Source organism: Nonomuraea sp. NPDC004186, from assembly GCF_053603495.1.
This window is the reverse complement of sequence record NZ_JBSGFQ010000185.1, coordinates 1-17,717: the sequence shown is the minus strand read 5'-3', so window position 1 is coordinate 17,717 and position 17,717 is coordinate 1. Positions and strand designations below refer to the sequence as shown.

Annotated in this window: 15 protein-coding genes and 2 pseudogenes; 15 read left to right on the top strand and 2 right to left on the bottom strand. The window is 72.3% G+C overall.

What is annotated here, in order from left to right; all coding sequences use genetic code 11:
- The 11 genes and pseudogenes from ACWEPL_RS61405 to ACWEPL_RS61355 all read left to right on the top strand — a co-directional run.
- Positions 1-934, top strand: a pseudogene (locus ACWEPL_RS61405) (hypothetical protein); the annotation flags it as partial.
- 288 nt (positions 935-1,222) lie between these two features.
- Entirely contained in the window at positions 1,223-2,521 is a 1,299-nt protein-coding gene (locus ACWEPL_RS61400) for an extracellular solute-binding protein (RefSeq protein ID WP_452442197.1), read from the top strand.
- Positions 2,522-2,528: 7 nt separating this feature from the next.
- Positions 2,529-3,428, top strand: coding sequence for a carbohydrate ABC transporter permease (locus tag ACWEPL_RS61395; RefSeq protein WP_452442196.1), 900 nt, complete (start codon positions 2,529-2,531; stop codon positions 3,426-3,428).
- A gap of 14 nt (positions 3,429-3,442) precedes the next feature.
- On the top strand, positions 3,443-4,306 hold the full coding sequence (locus tag ACWEPL_RS61390) for a carbohydrate ABC transporter permease (protein WP_452442195.1): 864 nt from the start codon (positions 3,443-3,445) through the stop codon (positions 4,304-4,306).
- Positions 4,307-4,324: 18 nt separating this feature from the next.
- Positions 4,325-5,692, top strand: a complete 1,368-nt coding sequence (locus ACWEPL_RS61385; protein ID WP_452442194.1) for a carboxylesterase family protein — start codon at positions 4,325-4,327, stop codon at positions 5,690-5,692.
- Positions 5,692-6,831, top strand: a complete 1,140-nt coding sequence (locus ACWEPL_RS61380) for an ROK family transcriptional regulator (RefSeq protein ID WP_350735937.1) — start codon at positions 5,692-5,694, stop codon at positions 6,829-6,831. Before ACWEPL_RS61385 ends, ACWEPL_RS61380 begins: the two co-directional genes overlap by 1 nt.
- 25 nt (positions 6,832-6,856) lie before the next feature.
- On the top strand, positions 6,857-8,401 hold the full coding sequence (locus tag ACWEPL_RS61375; RefSeq protein WP_452442193.1) for a GMC oxidoreductase: 1,545 nt from the start codon (positions 6,857-6,859) through the stop codon (positions 8,399-8,401).
- Positions 8,398-9,006 carry a nucleoside deaminase gene (locus ACWEPL_RS61370; protein WP_363975804.1) on the top strand — a complete coding sequence of 203 codons (609 nt, stop codon included), beginning with the start codon at positions 8,398-8,400 and terminating at the stop codon, positions 9,004-9,006. The genes ACWEPL_RS61375 and ACWEPL_RS61370 overlap by 4 nt, the downstream gene beginning before the upstream one ends.
- Positions 9,003-9,962, top strand: a complete 960-nt coding sequence (locus tag ACWEPL_RS61365; RefSeq protein ID WP_452442192.1) for a sugar phosphate isomerase/epimerase family protein — start codon at positions 9,003-9,005, stop codon at positions 9,960-9,962. Before ACWEPL_RS61370 ends, ACWEPL_RS61365 begins: the two co-directional genes overlap by 4 nt.
- A gap of 109 nt (positions 9,963-10,071) precedes the next feature.
- On the top strand, positions 10,072-10,398 hold the full coding sequence (locus ACWEPL_RS61360) for a hypothetical protein (protein WP_350735925.1): 327 nt from the start codon (positions 10,072-10,074) through the stop codon (positions 10,396-10,398).
- 3 nt (positions 10,399-10,401) lie between these two features.
- Positions 10,402-11,244: a hypothetical protein gene (locus ACWEPL_RS61355; protein ID WP_363975810.1), complete on the top strand. Its 843-nt coding sequence runs from the start codon at positions 10,402-10,404 to the stop codon at positions 11,242-11,244.
- 19 nt (positions 11,245-11,263) lie between these two features.
- Here ACWEPL_RS61355 and ACWEPL_RS61350 read toward each other — a convergent pair whose 3' ends face one another.
- The gene (locus ACWEPL_RS61350) at positions 11,264-12,211 is read right to left on the bottom strand and encodes an aldo/keto reductase (protein WP_452442191.1); all 948 of its coding nucleotides are present in this window, start codon (positions 12,209-12,211) and stop codon (positions 11,264-11,266) included.
- A gap of 9 nt (positions 12,212-12,220) precedes the next feature.
- Entirely contained in the window at positions 12,221-13,450 is a 1,230-nt protein-coding gene (locus ACWEPL_RS61345; RefSeq protein WP_452442190.1) for a cytochrome P450, read from the bottom strand.
- 247 nt (positions 13,451-13,697) lie between these two features.
- Here ACWEPL_RS61345 and ACWEPL_RS61340 point away from each other — a divergent pair, with 247 nt between their 5' ends.
- The 4 genes and pseudogenes from ACWEPL_RS61340 to ACWEPL_RS61325 form a co-directional block, all read left to right on the top strand.
- A complete protein-coding gene (locus ACWEPL_RS61340) occupies positions 13,698-15,233 on the top strand; it encodes an FAD-dependent monooxygenase (protein WP_452442189.1) in 1,536 nt (511 codons plus the stop codon).
- Entirely contained in the window at positions 15,230-16,102 is an 873-nt protein-coding gene (locus ACWEPL_RS61335; protein ID WP_350735911.1) for a phytanoyl-CoA dioxygenase family protein, read from the top strand. Before ACWEPL_RS61340 ends, ACWEPL_RS61335 begins: the two co-directional genes overlap by 4 nt.
- Positions 16,103-16,138: 36 nt before the next feature.
- Positions 16,139-17,188 (top strand): ketoacyl-ACP synthase III family protein, encoded by a 1,050-nt coding sequence (locus tag ACWEPL_RS61330; protein ID WP_350735908.1) that lies wholly within the window; start codon positions 16,139-16,141, stop codon positions 17,186-17,188.
- A 47-nt stretch (positions 17,189-17,235) separates the two neighbouring features.
- Positions 17,236-17,717: pseudogene (locus ACWEPL_RS61325) on the top strand (hypothetical protein); the annotation flags it as partial.

The window sequence follows — 17,717 nt, the reverse complement described above, 5'->3', positions numbered from 1 at the left end:
CGGCGACGCCGAACTCGTCGAACGCCAGGGCCAGTTCGGGCTCGCGTCCTACATGCGGACCGCCGCGCAGGTGGTGCGGCACTGCGGCGGCCTGCCGCTCGCGGTGCACATCGCCGCCACCAGGCTCGTCTCACGCCCGGCCTGGCCGATCTCGGTCCTGGCCGACCGGCTCGCCGCCCAGCACCGGCGCATGAACGAGCTGAGCGCGGGCGATCGTGCCATCCGGGCCACCTTCACCACCAGCTACCAGCAGCTACAGACCGAGCGCCACGGTGCGGCGGCCACGCGGGTGTTCGACCTGCTCGGCCTGTTCGACGGCGCCGACCTCGGCACCGACACCGTCGCCGCCCTGGCCGGCCTGCCCGCCGAACGCGCCTGGGAGTTGCTCGAACTCCTCGCCGACGTCCGGCTCCTCCAGACCCATGAGCCCGGCAGGTACCGGATGCACCACCTGGCACGCCTGTTCGCCCGCGAACGCGCGGCAGCCCGTGGCCCCGACGCCCCGCAGGCCGTGCGGCGGGTCCTGCATCACTTTCTGGCCACTGCCCGCCGGGCCGTCCGGTTGCTCAACCCGCATCCCGAGTGGCCGGTCGCCGTCGCTCCCCTGGCGGCTGTCCACGCCGGATCGCAGCTGGCCGGCCCCCGGGCCGCCCGGGAATGGGCCCACGCCGAGGCGCCCAACCTGGTGGCGGTGGTCCGGCAGGCGGCCGAGAGCGGCGACGACGGCCTCACGATCGGCCTGGCCTCATCCTTCTCCCACCTGATGCTGGACCGCGGCCGATGGGACCAGGTGCGTCAGATCCGCCGGGTGGCCGCGCACGTGCTCCAGCATCCGGCGGCCGAACGGGCCGGCCTCGGCGTCCCCCTGTCCTCCAGAACCCACCTCGCCGTCGCGTCGCGCGTCCTCATGCCGGACAAGGCGTCGCTGGGCTGATCACCTCGCCCCGAACGTCACTCAGCGTGATTCCGGCGCCCGTGGCTGATCGCCGACCCTGATCGACCAGGGAGGCGAGTGGACGACGGCCGCCACCGAGCGTGATCAACCTATTTTGCTACAAGTTCCGAAATTGTTCCGTGACGGGTCCGCTGCACGGCCGAAACACGCCCTACCTACCGTCCTGAACAGCTGCATAGGCGCCATCCGGCCCCTCTGATTAAAAAAGCTACTTTCGCCGGAAATCCCCCCACTGTGATCAGCGCCTTCGTGTGACAGGAGCCCCGAGTGTCCAACCTCTCCCGACGCGGTGCCCTAAGGCTGACCGCCGGCATAGCTCTCAGCCTCACCCTCTCCCTGGCAGGCTGCGGACGCAGTGACGACGCCGCCGCGACCGGCACCGCCAAGCCCATCGACGCCTCCCCGGCCACCGGCACCATCAACGTCTGGGCCGCCCAAGGCGACGCCGACGTGCTCGACAAGGTCATCGAGCCGTTCAAGGCCGCGAACCCGGACGTCACCGTGAAGTTCACGCTGATCCCGAACGCCGAGTACTACACCAAACTCCAGTCGGCGATCGCGGCGGGCAAGGGGCCCGATGTCGCCCAGTTCTTCCCCGAGTCGCAGGCGCAGTTCCTCGATCCGTCGATCCTCCGGCCCGTGCCGGACGGCCTCGTCGATTCCGGCGGCTTCTTCAAGAGCCTCTGGGACGCGGGCGTGGCCAAGAACGTCGCCTACACGGTGCCCTGGTACGCCTACACGTACGCGCTCGTCTACCGCTCCGACCTGGCGGAGAAGGCGGGTGCCAAGGCGCCGGCCACGTGGGACGGCATGGTGCCGTTCCTGAAGGCGCTCCAGGGCGCCGGCGCCGGGCACGGCCTCGGAGCCGACATCGGCTGGGACATCTTCAACGGCCAGGACGTCGCCATGTACGCCTGGCAGGCGGGCGGCTCGCTGCTCTCCTCCGACGGCAAGTGGACGCTCGACACGCCGGCGATGGCCGACGCGCTCAAGTACAACGCGTCGTTCTTCACCTCGGGCGTCGCCGACCCCAGCGGGCCCACGTTCCTCGACTCGCAGCCGTACTTCGTCGACGGCAAGACCGCCGCCATGATCACGGGCCCGTGGGTCATCGGTCAGCTCGACACCGCCGCGAAGAAGCCCGGCTGGACGGCGTCCCACGTCGCGACCGCGCCGCTGCCGGCCGGGCCGTCGGGCGGCACCTCCTTCTCCGCGGGCGGCAGCTGGGGCGTGCTCGCCACCAGCGGCAACGCGGCCGCGTCGTGGAAGCTCGTCCGGCACCTCTCGCAGCCGGGCACCCAGGTCGCGCAGTACAAGGCGTACAGCTCGCTGCCGGCCGTCATGTCCGCCTGGGAGGACCCGGCCATCAAGGGCCAGCCGCTCCTCGGCGCCTTCCTGACCCAGCTGAAGAACACCCGGACGTTCCCGCAGGTGAGCACCTGGCAGCAGGTCGCGACCCGGCTGGGGAAGGAGATGGAAGCGGTGGCCAAGGGCAAGGGCACCGCCGAGCAGGCCGCCGCGAGCGTCCAGGCGTACGCCGAGAGCCTCGGCACGGGTACGCGGTGAGGCGCACATGACCACCACCGTCGCGCGCCGGCCACGGGGTTCCCGCCGGACGGGTGTCGCCTGGCTGTTCCTCGCGCCGTTCGCCATCGTGTTCCTGCTCTACACGGCTGTCCCCACCGTCGCCGCGCTCGGGTTCAGCCTCACCGACCTGCGGGGCACGGATCTGCGCGATCCGTTCGCCGTCGACTTCACCGGCCTGGAGAACTATCTCCGCCTGTTCCAGGACGAGAGCTTCCTGCGGGACATCCTCAACACCGCGCTCTTCGTGGTGGTCGGCGTGCCGCTGACCATGGGGATCGGGTTCGCCCTGGCCTTCGCGCTCAACACCGGCATCCGGCGGCTGCGCGGCGCGTTCCGCGTCGTCTTCTTCGCACCGGTCGTCACGAACATCGTGGCCGTCGCGCTGATCTGGCAGTACGCCTTCAACGCCGGCGGCACCGTCAACAAGGTGCTCGGCGCCGTCGGATTCGCCGGACCGAACTGGCTGGACGACCCGAACCTGGCCATGCCCGTGGTCATCCTGCTCGGGATCTGGCGCAACTTCGGCACCGCGATGGTGCTGTTCCTCGCGGGCCTGCAGGCGGTCCCGCAGGACGTGTACGAGGCCGCCGCCCTCGACGGGGCCGGCCGGTGGCGGCAGCTGAGGAACATCACCCTGCCGCTGCTGCTGCCCACCACGCTCATGGTGTCGGTGCTGCTGACCGTCTTCTACCTCCAGGTGTTCGACGAGCCGTACCTGCTGACGAACGGCGGCCCGCTGGGCTCCACCGAATCGGTGGCGCTGTACACCTACCACCAGTTCGGGTCCGGGGCGCTCGGGACGTCCTCGGCCGCGTCCTTCGTGATGCTCGTCCTCGTGATGCTGGTGAGCGTCGTCCAGTTCCGGCTGCTGAGGCCCCGCGCATGAGCACCGTCGCCACGGTGCGGGACACCGAAATGATCAGCGCCCGGGTCGCCGTGCGCCGCCGGTCCGTCACCCGGCCCCTGCTGTACGGCGCGCTGGTGCTGTGCGCGCTGCTCACCATGCTTCCGTTCGTCTGGGTGATCAGCGGCTCGCTGCGCAGCCTCGACGAGATCCGCTCCGACCCCGGCGCCTGGCTCCCGGCCCACGTCACCCTCGGCAACTTCACCCGGCTGTTCGCCACCGAGGGATTCGGCGGGTACATGGTCAACAGCATCGTGGTCGCGATCATCGTGGTGGCGGGCAACATCGTGGCCGCGTCGGCCGCCGGCTACGCGCTCGCCAAGCTCGACTTCGCGGGCAAGCGGCTCGCCTTCGGCGCCGTCATGGCCGCGATGATGGTGCCGTTCACCGCGGTGTTCGTCACGCAGTTCGTGATCACTGTCGACCTGGGTCTGGCGGACACCCTCGCCGGCATCGCGCTGCCCGGCGTGGCGATGCCGATGTCGGTCTTCATCATGCGGCAGTACGCGATGTCGATCCCCGGCGAACTGCTCGAAGCGGCCCGCATCGACGGCGCCGGCGAGTTCCGGATCTTCTTCCGGATCTTCCTGCCGCTGGCCGGCCCCGCCGTCGCGACGATCACGATCATGTCGTTCCTCGCCTCCTGGAACAACTTCATCTGGCCGCTCATCGTCGCTCAGAGCATGTCCAGCTACACGCTCCCGGTCGGCCTCGCCGCCACCAGCCAGGCCGCGTCGCACGTCACCGACTACGGGCTGCTCCTCGCGGGTGCGATCGTCGTGATGCTGCCCGTGCTGGTGCTCTTCCTGTTCCTGCAGCGCTACTTCGTTCAGGGCGTCGCCGGAACGGGGATGCGGTGAGCCGTGTTGGATGATCGGATGGACTCATACGACGCGCCCGGCGAGCCGGTCACCGTTCATGCCCCCGCGGGCACGATCATCGGCCGCCGCGCCGGCCAGGTAAGGCGCTTCCTCGGCATCCCCTACGCCGAAGCACCCACCGGAGTGCGGCGGTTCGCCCCGCCGGTCCCGCGTGGCCGGTTCCCGGAGCCGTTCGACGCGTCCCGGCACGGCGCCACCTCGCAGCGCGTGCCGCTGTTCGCCACGACGACCATCCCGGAGCCGTCGATCCCGGGCGACGACGTGCTGAACCTCGGCATCGTCACCCCGGCCCCAGACGACGACCGCGGGCCCCTCCCCGTCATGGTGTGGATCCACGGCGGCGGTTTCCTGGCCGGGAGCCCGGCCAGCCCGTGGTACGACGGCCGCGCCTTCGCCCGCGACGGCGTCGTCTGCGTCACCGTCGGCTACCGGCTGGGCGTCGACGGATTCGCCCCGCTGGACGGCGTTCGGCCGAACCTCGCGCTGCTCGACCTGCTGCTCGCCCTGGACTGGGTGCGGGAGAACATCGCCGCTTTCGGCGGCGATCCCGACCGGGTCACCGTCGCCGGCCAGTCGGCCGGGGGCGCGGCGGTGCTCGCGCTGCTCTCCTCACCCGCGGGCAGAGGCCGCTTCCACCGCGCGGTCAGCCTGTCCGGCGGCCTCTTCGGCGGAGACGCGGACGCCGCCCGCGACCTCCTCGAACGGCTCGGGCGCAGGCTCGGCGTCCCGCCGACGGCCACCGGATTCGGCAGCCGTACCGTGGAGCAGATCCAGCAGGCGGTCATCGACCTGCGCGACGAAGGCGGCGGCGGGCTCGTGCTCGGGCCCTGCGTCGGCGACGACCTCCTGCCGGTGCCCATCGCCGACGGGCTCGCCGCCCATGGGCACGACGTGCCCGTGCTGCTCGGCGCGACGGCCGACGAGTTCGACGGCGGCGCCGAGCAGGAGGCGAGAGCCGCCGCCCGCGCGGCGGGCACCCGCGTGACGGACGCCCTGTTCCGCTCCGCCTGCGCGCGCACGGCGGCCGCCCGCCGCCAGGCCGCCGCCGGGACCTGGCTGTACTCCTTCGAATGGCCGTCTCCCGTGCTCGGCGGTGCCGCGCACTGCGCCGACCTGCCGTTCTTCTTCGACGTGCTCGACGCGCCCGGCGTCCCCCAGGCGCTCGGACCGAACCCGCCCGCCGACCTGGCCGCGCTGATGCACGCCGATCTGGCCGGGTTCGTGCATGGCCGGGAGCCGGCCTGGGCGCGGGCGACCGGCGGGCCCGGCGATCCGGCGCGCGAATACGGCCGGCCCGGAGCGGCCCTCGCGGCCGACACCACCGGCGTGTACGACCCCGTCGTACGGGCGGTGGAGGGGTGCTGATGCCCGGGATGAACCAGAGCGCCGTCCGGCGGGTCAACACCTCGGTCACCCTCCGGGCGCTGGCCGTTTCGGCCGGGCCGATCACGCTGGCCGAGCTCGCCGAGCAGACCGGGCTGTCCCGCCGTACCATCGAGCTCATCCTGGACTCGCTCGTCGAGGCGGGCTGGGTGACCGAGCTGGACCGCGTGCCGACCAGCGGCTACGCCGGGCGCCCCGCCCGCCGCTACGAGCTGCGGGCCGAACACGCGCTGCTGGCGGCCGTCTGCGTCACCACCTCCGACGTGTCCGCGGTCATCGCCGACGTGCGCGGCCGCATCGTCGGCCGGGCGCACCGGCTGCTGCGCTCCTACCAGGATCCGCAGGCCACCCTCGACGACACGGCGGCGCTGGTGCTGGCGGCGCTCGACGACGCGGGCGGGTCGGCGGACCGGCTGCGCGCCGGCGCGGTGGCCAGCGGCGGCGCGATCGACGACGACGGGGTCGTCCGGCGCCTGGTCCACACGACGCGCTGGGAAGGCGTGCACCTACCCGAACAGCTCAGGCAACGCATCCGGATCCCCTGGTTCGCGGACAACGACACCAACCTCGGCGCGCTCGCGGAGCGCTGGCGGGGCGTCGCCAACGACCACGACAACGTCGTATGGGCGATCCTCGGGAACCGGGCGGGCCTCGGCATCCTCATCCGCGGAGCCGTGCACCGGGGTCTGGACGGCGCCGCGGGCGAGATCGTCGAAGCGCGGTCGATACCGACCGGCTCCATCGAGAACCGCCCGGTGGCCTGGCTGACCTCACCGGAACCGGCCGAACGCAGCGTCGCGCTCGGCCGCTTCGACGCCGCTCGGGCGGGTGACGCGACCGCGCTGGCGGAGGTCGACGAATTCGTGGAGAACATCGCCTCGATCCTCACCACCTTGTCGTGGACCATCGCACCGTCGCTCATCGTGCTCGGCGGCGGCCTGGAGGACGCGGCCGACGTGCTGCTGCCCCGGGTGCGCGCGGCGATGCGCGACGCTCGCGCCCCCGCGGTCGAGTTGCGCGCCACCGGCCTGGGCCGCGACGCGCCGCTCGTCGGCGCGGTCAAGCTGGCCCTCGACCGGATGGACACCGAACTGTTCGGCCCACTCACCCCGAGTCAATGATCCGGCACGAGCTTGGAGTCTCACTGTGACCGACACCCCCTGCACCGATGTCCTCATCGTGGGCAGCGGCATCATGGGATCCGTCGTGGGCCGGCTGCTGCGCGAGGCCGATCCCGCGCTGGACATCACGATGGTCGACGGCGGCAACGCGATCGGGGAGGTCCCCGGCCTGCACCTGCACGACCTCGACGACCCGGTCCTCTGGTCGCGCTACAACGACCGGGTCGCCACCGGCATCCAGGGCATGTACACGGGCGCCGAGGTGGTGCGCGAGGTCGCGGGCGGCCTCACCGACCTGACGCCCGGCATGTTCCACGCGCTCGCCTTCGGCGAGGACGCCGAGGCGATGCCGGCGACCGCGCTCGCGTGGAACGCGGGCGGCATGGGCGTGCACTGGACCGCCGCGACGCCCTGGCCCGCCGGAGCCGAGGTGTTCGACTTCGGCGATCCGGACCGCTGGGCGGCGGACCTGGACACCGCCCGCCGGGTGCTCGCCGTCACCCCGTCCGCGATCGGCCCGACCGAGGTCGGCCGGACGGTGCTCGACGTCCTGCGCCGGCGCTTCGACGGCGTCGGACCGGGTGACCGGCGACCGCAGCCGATGCCCATGGCCGTCACCGCGACGGCGTCGGGTCCCATGCCGCGCACGGCCCCGGGGACGATCTTCCCCGCGATCGCGGCGGGCGGGGACCCGGGATTCACCCTGGCGACCGGCACGCTGGCCACGACGCTCCTCGTCTCCGAGGGGCGGGTCGCCGGGGCCCGGCTGCGCCGCGTCGCCGACGGAGCCGAGTGGGAGCTCCTGGCGGACGCCGTGGTGGTGTGCGCCGACGCGCTGCGCACTCCGCAGCTGTTGTTCGCCTCGGGCATCCGGCCCGCGGCGCTGGGCCGCTACCTCAACGAGCACGCGTTCGTCACCGCCCGGGTGCTCCTCGACCTCGACCGGTACGGCCTCGGCCGCGGCGACCTGCCCCTGCCGCGCCCCGGCGAGTTCAGCACGGACTCGCTCTGGCTGCCCCAGAACGGAGCGGCACAGCCGTTCCACGGACAGATCATGAACCGCACGTACGTGGACGAAGGCGGCGACGCCCTCGCGTACTCCGTGGGCCTGGGACTGTACGCCCCCGTCGAGTCCCGCCCCGAGAACCGGCTCGTGTTCTCGGAGACCCGGACCGACCTCGCCGGAATGCCGCGGATCACCGTCGAGTTCGGCTACTCCGACGCCGACCGCGCGCTGATCGGCCGCGCGCTCGACGAGGTCCGGTCGATCGCCGAGGAGTTCGGCTCGTTCGATCCCGCGACCGAGCGCGCGCTGCTGCCGCCCGGCTCGTCGCTGCACCAGACCGGCACGGTCCGCGCCGGTCTGGCCGACGACGGCACGAGCGTGTGCGACCCGGATGGCCGGGTGTGGGGCTTCGACAACCTGTACGTTGCGGGCAACGGTGTGATCCCCACCGCGATGGCCGCCAATGTCACTCTGACCGGCGCGGTTACCGCGGTGCGGGCCGCTCGCGCCGTCGCAGGACGACACGCGGCGCCGGCCGCACACCGAGAGGAAGCACGATCGTGATCGACATCGCCAAGGAATACCGCGTTGCGCTGCCCGCGTGGATCGACGACGAACTGGCCGCCGTGCCCGCCCTCGTCCCCGGCCGCGACGACCGGATGCGCCTCGTGCACCGCCTCGCCGACCGCAACTGGCGCGAGGGCAACGGCGGCCCGTTCGCCGCGATCGTCGCCGAGCCGGAGTCCGGCCGGATCGTCTCGGTCGGCGTGAACGTCGTGCTCGCCTCCGGCGTCTCCAGCGCGCACGCCGAGGTCGTCGCGCTCGGACTCGCCCAGCGGGCGGTCGGCGGCTGGGACCTCGGCGGCGACGGGTCGCCCGCACACGAGCTGGTCGTGAACTGGCGTCCGTGCATCCAGTGTTACGGCGCGGCCATGTGGTCCGGGATCCGCGGGCTCGTGGTCGCCGGCGAGGGCCCCGAACTGGAGGAGATCACCACGTTCGACGAGGGCCCGCTCGGCGCGGACTGGGCCGAGCAGTTCGAGGCACGCGGCATCCGGGTCACCCGGGACGTGCTCCGGGACGAGGCGCTGGCCGTGTTCCGCGACTACCGCAAGGCCGTCGACAGCGGCGGCGTCACCGTCTACAACGCCCGCGGAGGCACCGAATGACGCTGGGGACCACCACCGAACCCCGCTTCGCCACCGACATCATCACCTTCTACCACCCGGGGTTCTGGGGACTCGACTCGGCCGGCGACTTCCGCGAATGGGCACTCAAGAACCCCGACCGGTTCTGGGAGCGGGTGCTGGACGCGCTGGCCGAGGCCGGTGTCAGCGGCATCGAGCTGACCTTCGCGCCCGGCGACATCGACTCGGCCCTGCGGGCCTTCGGCGACGCGCCGTCGTTCCGCCGCGAACTCCAGGCTCGCGGCCTGTCCGTCGTGAGCGCCTTCATGGCCGCGAGCGAAGCACCCGACTGGCGGGACGGCGACAACCTGCCCGCGATCGTCGCCGACGCCGAGCGGCACGCCGCCTTCCTCGCCGACGTGGGCGCGGAACTCCTCGTCGCCGGGCTGCCCATGCGCCAGACGTTCGGGACGCGCCCGCCCTTCTTCGTCGACGCCGCGTACATGACCCGGATGGCCGACATCGCCCACGTGGCCGGCGAGGCCGTCGCCCGGCACGGTGTGAAGCTCGCCTTCCACACCGAGTCCAACAGCACCCTCTGGTACGAGAGGGACATCGACCTGTTCATGGCGTTGACCGATCCCCGCTACGTGTGGCTCTGCCCCGACTCCTGCCACATCGCGCTCGGGGGCGGCGACCCCGTCGCCGTCGCGCGCCGCCACGCCCAGCGCATCGCGCTGGCGCACTGGAAGGACGCGGTCAAGCCCATCGACGTCGAGCTCACCATCGACGAAACCGTCTTCGCCCAGCAGCAGCCCTACATGACCGAGCTGGGCACGGGAATCGTGGACTGGCGCGGGTGGGCCGAGGCGATGTCCCGCACGCCCGGCGCCGGCATCGTGCTCATCGAGCTGGACGAGGCGGCCGACCCCGTCGCCGCGCTCCGGGCCGGGACGGCCGTCGTGCGCGCGGCCAGGACACGGCCGTCTCCGGCCTGACCTGGGCGTCGAGCCGGCCGACCGCAGGAATGACAACGGGTGGTCGAGCCGACATTGACACCGGCTACCGGCTGTCGCAAGGTGAGCGCAGGCTGACAGAAGGGTTCCCATGTCGTCTGAGCGCCTTCCGGGACCGTCGAACGTCCCTCCGCCTCCACGCCGGGGCGACAGCTCGGTGCACGACCTGTCGAGGGCCACGGGTGAGGACGGCGGGGGCTCCGCGTTCCGCCGTGCCCTCGGCTCGCCCCGCACCCACGAGACCGTCCGGGCGCTGGTCGACGCCGGCGGCCAGATGCGCATCGCGGACCTGCAGGACCGGGCTGGGCTGTCGTTCCTGCAGTTCACGGCGGTGCTGGCCGAGCTGACGGAAGAAGGGTTGGTGACGGTCAAGGGGCCTCCCGGCGACGAGGTCGTCCACCTGTATCGCGAGGTGTGAGCCATGTGGGCGCCCTTTCTCGCGGTCGTCCTCATCGGCGCGCTCGTCGCGCTGGCCGAGCTGGTGTCGCGGTATCGCGACAACCCCGCCGGGGCGCTGTGGTCGGTGCCGGCGGCCTTCTACGTCGCCGTCAACGCGGGCGGCGCGGCGGCGGCGCTGTGGACGGTCACGCAGTTCGGGTGGACCTTCGGCGCCACGGGGGAGAGCGTCACGTTCACGCAGGTGCTGGCGGCGGGGTTCGGGTCGGGGGCGCTGTTCCGCAGCTCGCTGTTCAACGTCACGGCGGGCAACCAGGTGATCGGGGTCGGGCCGAGCGCGGTGCTCACGGTGATCCTGTCGGCCGCCGACCGGGCGGTGGATCGGGGGCGGGCCAGGATCCGGTCCAAGGGGGTCGGCGAGATCATGGGCGGGTTCCCGTTCGAGCGGGGCGCGGACGCGCTGTTCCATTACGCGGTGGCGGCGCTGCAGAACTTCACGCCCGCCGAGGTCAAGGTGGTCGAGGATCGGATCGCGTCCCTGCGCTCGGGACGGGAGGCCACCCTTCCCGAGCAGGTCAAGTCGTACGTGCTGGGTCTGTCGTTGCAGGCGCTGATCGGTGAGAAGGTCCTGCGGGAGCTGGTGGAGTCGTTGCGGCCCGCCTTCGAGCAGGCGCCGCCCGCCGAGCAGGTGCTGCTGGACGTGCTCCGCGCCAACGGCACGTCCGAGCTGCGGAAGCTTCAGGCACTGTCGGGGCTGCAGCTGTTCGAGTTCTCGCGGGTGCTGGACGGGCTCGTCGCGGCCGGGCGGGTGGCCGTGGACGGCGGGTCGGGCCAGGAGATCGCGAGCTTGGCGAAAATGACGCCTTGATGTTCGAGGGCTCGCGCCGTCAAACCGCCGCGAGGAGCGGCATCAGCCCGGTGATCTCTGCGAGTTCCTCGGTGGTCGGTTCCCAGGCGCCGGCGGCCGCATTGGCCCGGACCTGCTCCGGGGCGGTCGCACCGGCGATCACCGAGCCGCAGCCGGGCAGCGCGGCCAGCGCGCCGATGGCCACGTCCAGGAGGGACCGGTCGTGCTTGTCGGCCCAGGACGTCAGCGCCTCCACCCGGTCCAGCTTCTCCGGCGTGACGAGGTGGGGACGCTCCGCGAGCCGGCTCCCGGCCGGCGGCTCGTGCCCGCGCCGCACCTTCCCCGTCAACAGCCCGTGGGCCAGCGGGAAGTACGGCAGCACGCCGACCCCGTAGTGCAGGGCCGCCGGCACCACTTCGCGTTCGGCGCCGCGCTCCAGCAACGACCAGTGGTTCTGCGCCGACACGAACGGTGCGCATCCCCTCGCGCGGGCCACGTGCGCGGCCTCGGCGATCTGCCAGCCGGCGAAGTTGGAGCTGCCGACGTAGCGGACCTTGCCCTCGCGCACGAGCTCGGTCAGGGCCTCCAGCGTCTCCTCGATCGGGGTGACGCCGTCGGGGAAGTGGTACTGGTAAAGGTCGATGTAGTCGGTACGCAGGCGGCGCAGCGACCCCTCCACCGCGCGCCGGATGTACGACCGGCCGCCCAGCGTTCCGCACGCCGCACCCTGGTCGCCAGGTCTGCCGAACTTGGTGGCCAGCACCACCTGGTCCCGCCGGCCGGCCAGCACCTCGCCGAGGATCTCCTCGGAGGCGCCGTGCACCGCGCCGTACGCCTCGGCGGTGTCGAAGAGCGTCACGCCCTCCTCGATCGCCGCGTCCACCACCTCCCTGGTACGGGTCACGTCGATCCGCGAGCCGATGTTGTTGCAGCCCAGACCGACCACCGACACTCGCAGGCCGGAATCGCCCAAGGTCCTGTAACGCATGATCCGAAGTCACCCTTCGCTCGAACGGTCCGCCGGGGCAGCGCCCCAGGTGACCGGCAGGCGGTCCACCCCGTACACCGCCATGCGGTCGCGGGTCGGCACCTCGGCCACCGGAACGGCCAGGCGCAGGTCGGGAAAGCGCTCGAAGAGCGCGGTCAGCGCGATGCGGAGCTCGGCCCGGGCGAGATGCTGGCCGAGGCACTGGTGGATGCCGTGCCCGAAGGCCAGATGCCCGGTCGCGGAGCGGGTCAGGTCCAGGGTGTCCGGGTCGGGGAAGCGTTCCGGGTCCCGGTTCGCGACCGGCAGTGCCAGCACCACGGTCTCGCCGGCCGCGATGACCTGGCCGCCGAGCTCGACGTCCGTCAGCGCGGTGCGCCGTACGTCGAACTGGAGGATCGACAGGTACCGCAGGAGCTCCTCGACCGCCGGTTCGGCGAGCTCCGGGTCCGCGGCCAGGCGGGCTCGCCGGGCCGGGTCCGCCAGCAGGACGAAGGTCGCGAGCGCGAGCATGCTCGACGTGGGCAGATGGCCGGTGGCCAGCAGCACCATCCCGAGGTTGGTGAGTTCGTCGTCGCTCAGGCCGCCGGTCGCCACGGCGTGCGCCAGCAGCCCGTCGTCCGGCGAGGCTGATCCGGCGCGCAGGCTCTTGAGGAGGCCGCGTACCGTCTCCGTGATCGACATCACGGCCTCGGCGGTCTGGCCCGGTGTGGAGTCCAGGTCGTTCATCACTCCCGTGGCCGCCTGGATCACGTGCCGATCCTGCGCGGGGACGCCGAGCAGCTCGCAGATGACCAGCGCCGGAACCGGAACGGCGAACGACGCGACGAGGTCTGCGGGCGGCCCGGCGGCCGCCATGGCGTCGAGCGCCTGCGCGGTGTACCGCCGGATCGCGGGCGCCAGCTCGGCGACGCGGCGAGGGCCGAAATGGCGGCTCAGCAGGCGGCGGTACCGGGTGTGTTCGGGCGGGTCCATGTGGGGGAAGATCCCCGGCTCGGCCGGCGTCGGCCGCTGCTGCGCGCGCGCGCGGCCGACCGGCTGGTGCAGCAGCTCGCGCCGGGTGCTGAAGCGTGGGTCCGCCAGGATGGCGCGGGTGACGGCGTACCCGGTCGCCACCCAGCCCACGTGCCCGTCAGGATAGGCGAGCCGGCTGAGCGGGGCTCGCTTCCGCAGCTCGACGGGCGGGTCGAAGGGATTGGGCCGGTCGGTCTCCAACGGCTGGGCCTTCCGACCATCACTCATCCGGCAACCTCCCACCTGCGCGCCGGCCCGGCACGCCGTTGATCATCGGCGCTGATGATTATGCATGGTGAGTCCGAAAAATGACACCACTAGTCATTTATGGATCATCCGATTAGCATCGGCGCTGACCGCCCGGAGGCACATCTGTCAACACTCACGTTGCGAACCGCCGTGAGTATCGCCGGTCTGTAGTGGCGACCCGGCAGCTTTTTCAGCAGTCTCTTTCTCTCCTCCAGCAGAGGTGTTAATGGCGTATCTGGATGCGCAGGTCGCAGTTGTCGGTGCGGGACCGGTGGGGCTCATGCTCGCGTGTGAGGTGGCCCTCCACGGCGTTCCGGTGGTGGTGCTCGAACGGCTGCCCGCGATCGAATGGCGCCCGAAGGCCGAGGGCATCACCGGACGGGCCATCGACATCATGGACCGTCGCGGTCTCATGATCGGGGTGACCGAGGCGCCTGCCGCGCCGCTGACGTCCGAGCAGCAGGATCGCATCGCCGAGGGGGAGCGGCGGCCGGACAGCCTGCTCCCCAAGGCGTTCCCCGGCGCGCGGCATTTCGCCACCATGTTCCTGCTCCGCCCGGAGTCCCCCGACCTGCTGGTGCCCCAGCAACTCCTGGAGGAGGACCTGGCGCGGCGCGCGGCGGACCTGGGCGTCGAGGTACGGCGCGGCCACACGGTCACCGGTTTCGTCCAGGACGCCGACCGGGTGTGTCTCGACGTCGAAGGCCCGGACGGGCCGTACCGGATGGAGGCGGAATGGCTCGCCGGCTGCGACGGCGGCCGGAGCGTGGTCAGGAAGCTGTCGGGCATCGCCTTCCCGGGCACGGACGGCGTCACGGCCGGATACCGCGCCTTCGCCGAGATCGACGACCCGGAATTCCATCTCCCCGGCTGGTTCCGCAAGGACGGCGGGCTCCTCGTGTACGAGGAGGGACCGCCCCGGTTCATCACGCTGGAGTTCGACGGCCCGCCGGCGAACCGGGACGCCCCCATCACGCTCGAGGAGTTCCAGGAGTCGCTGCGCCGGCTCAGCGGCACCAAGGTGACGGTCACCGAGGTCAAGAAGATCACCCGGTTCACCGACAACGCGCGGCAGGCCGAGACGTACCGCAGCGGGCGGGTGCTGCTCGTCGGCGACGCGGCACACGTCCACTCGCACTGGAGCGGCCCGGGACTGCGGCTCGGGCTGGGAGACGCCCTCAACCTCGGCTGGAAGCTCGCCGCGGTCGCGCGCGGCTGGTGCCATGAGGACCTGCTCGACACCTACCACTCCGAGCGGCACCCGATCGGCGAGCAGACGCTGGAGGTCCAGCGTGCCTCGATCGCGCTGATGCGCCCCGGCCCGTACGTCGACGCGTTGCGCCGGCTGCTCACGGAGCTGCTGCTCCGCGACGAGGCGAACCGGCAGCTCACCTCCCTGATCGACGACCTGCACATCAGCTACGACATGGGCGACCCGTCGCTGACCGGTCCGCTGGTCGGGCGCTACAGCCCGGATCTGCGGCTGCGGTGCGCCGACGGCCCCGTACGGCTCGCGGAGCTGCAACGCACCGGGCGGCCGCTGCTGCTCGACCTCGGCGCCGGCCCCGAGCCGCGGGCACTCGCCGAACCCTGGGCCGACCGGATCGACGTGGTCACGGCCGAATGCGCCGAGGCCCCGGCGGACGCCCTGCTGATCCGCCCGGACGGCTTCGTCGCCTGGAGCACGCCCGGCGACCCGGCGTCGCTGCAAAGAGCCCTCACCCGATGGTTCGGCCGCCCAGGACAGGAGGCTTCGCGATGAGTGACCCCAAGCTGACCACGCTGCCCGGGTCGGCGCCGCTCGCCGAGGCGATCGACGTCGTCGAGCGGGACGGAGCGGTGATCATCGAGGACTTCGTCGACGCCGGCACGCTCCGCGGCCTGTGGGACGACCTGGGCCCGGACCTGGAACGCCAGGCGGACGGCGACGGCCGCCTGGTCGGCGAGAAGACCCGGATCCTGCCGGGTCTGATACGCCGGAGCGGGCACTCGATCGCGATCATGCGGCAGCCGCACCTCCTCGGCTGCGCGCGGCACTTCCTGCAGCGCCCGGTGAAGGCCTGGCTCGGCGAGCAGCGCGTGGAGCTCGTCCCGACGATCCAGCTCGGCATATCGCGGGCGATCCAGATCAGGCCCGGCGTGCCGCTCCAGGGGCTGCACCGGGACGACACGGCCCACCTCCGTACCCACCCGGGTCCGGAGAGCCGGGTGCAGGTCATGGTCGCCGCGAGCGAGTTCACCGCGCGCAACGGCGCCACCCGCGTGATCCCGGGCAGCCACCGGTGGGACGACGAGCGGGCGCCCCGCGACGACGAGGCGGTGCCCGCCGAGATGCGGCCCGGCGCCGCGTTGCTGTGGCTCGGCAGCACCTACCACGGCGCCGGCGTCAACGCCTCCGACGCGCCGCGCACCGGCCTGTCGTACGCCTACGACCTCGGCAACCTCCGGCAGGAGGAGAACCATTACCTGTCCTTGCCGCTGGACACGGTCCGCGGCTACCCCGAGGACATCCAGCGGCTCCTCGGCTACGAGGCCTGCCCTCCCATGTGCGGGCTGTACGAGCTGAGCGATCCGATGCTGCTGCTCCGCGACGGGGCGGAGAACCCCGCCGCGACGGCGGGCCCCCAGTGAGGCCCGACGGCCTTTCGCACTGCTGAAGGAGGACGCATGCGAACACCCGACATTTTCCTGCGCAGTATCGGCGTCCATCTGCCGCCGGTGGTCAGCGTCGAGACGGCCGTCGCCGAGGGCCGCTACCCGGCCGACGAGATGGAGTACTTCCGCCTCGGCGGCGCCGCGGTGGCCGGCGACGTACCGGCTCCGGAGCTCGCGCTCCGCGCGGCCCGGCACGCTTTCGAGCGCTCCGGCGGGATGTCACCCCGCGACCTGGACCTCATGCTGTACGCCGACGTCTGGCACCAGGGGCCGGAGGGCTGGCAGCCGCAGTACTACCTGCAGCAGCACCTCATCGGCGGCGACGTCCTGTCCGTCGAGCTGCGGCACGGATGCTGCGGGCTGTTCAGCGCCCTGCAGCTCGCCGCCGGATACCTGCGGCCGGGCGGCAGCGCGCTGCTGGTCGGCGCCGACAACCACGGCACCCCGCTGGTCGACCGGTGGCGCATGATCGAGGGCAACGTGATGGGCGACGCCGGGTGCGCGCTGCTGCTCACCACGGACACCGGCTTCGCGGAGCTGCGCTCGGTCAACGTGGTCGTGCTCCCGGAGGCCGAGTCGGTCAACGACGGCGGCGTGCCGATGTTCCCGCCGGACGCGACCGTGGGCCGGCCGCTCGACTTCGCCGCCCGCAACCGCGAGTTCCGCAAGCGCCTTTTCGCCCGCGACGGCGCCGACGTCATGCTGGCGATCCAGACGACGCTGATGGGGCTGGTCGACCGCACGCTCAAGGAGGCGGGGATCACCCTCGACGAGGTGGCGCGCGTGGCCTTCCCGCACGGGCGCTGGGACGACCTGGAGCACCGGGGGGTGAACTGGTTCGGGCTGACCTTGGCCGACACCACCTGGGACTACGGCGCGAGCGTCGGGCACCTCGGGGTCAGCGACCAGTTCGTCGCCCTCGACCACCTGATGGCCGCCGGGGCGCTGGCCCGCGGCGACTACCTGCTGCTCGTCGGGCTGGGCGCCGGCACCACCATGGCCTGCGCCGTCCTGCGGATCCTCGACGTCCCCCAGGAGTACGCCCCCGGCGGGCCCGGCTGAGCAGGCGCCCGCATCGAGGATCGAGTTCGACGAGCCCGGGAGGCGGCATGGAGACGGCGGACATGTACATCAGCGGGGTCGGGTCGTACCTCCCCGCCACGGTGAGCGTGGAGCAGGCCGTGGCGGCGGGGTGGTATTCGGCCGAGGAGGTCGAGCTGCACCGGCTCGCCGCGGTCGCGGTGGCCGGTGACGTCCCGCCACCGGAGATGGCGTTACGGGCGGCGCGGAGCGCGGTGGCCCGCAGCGGGCGTTCCCCGACCGAGCTGGACCTGCTGCTGTACGTCTCGACCTGGCATCAGGGCCCGGAGGGCTGGCCGCCCCAGGCGTACGTGCAACGCCACCTGGTCGGCGACGGCGTCCTGTCCACCCAGCTCAAGCAGGGCTGCAACGGCATGTTCGCGGCCCTGGAGCTGGCCGCGAGCTACCTGCGCGCGGCGCCCGGCCGCCAGGCGGCGCTGCTGGTCGCCGCAACGACTTCGTCTTACGCGGCGGCAAGGTCGAGCTGCTGTCGAGCGACATCTCCGACTGG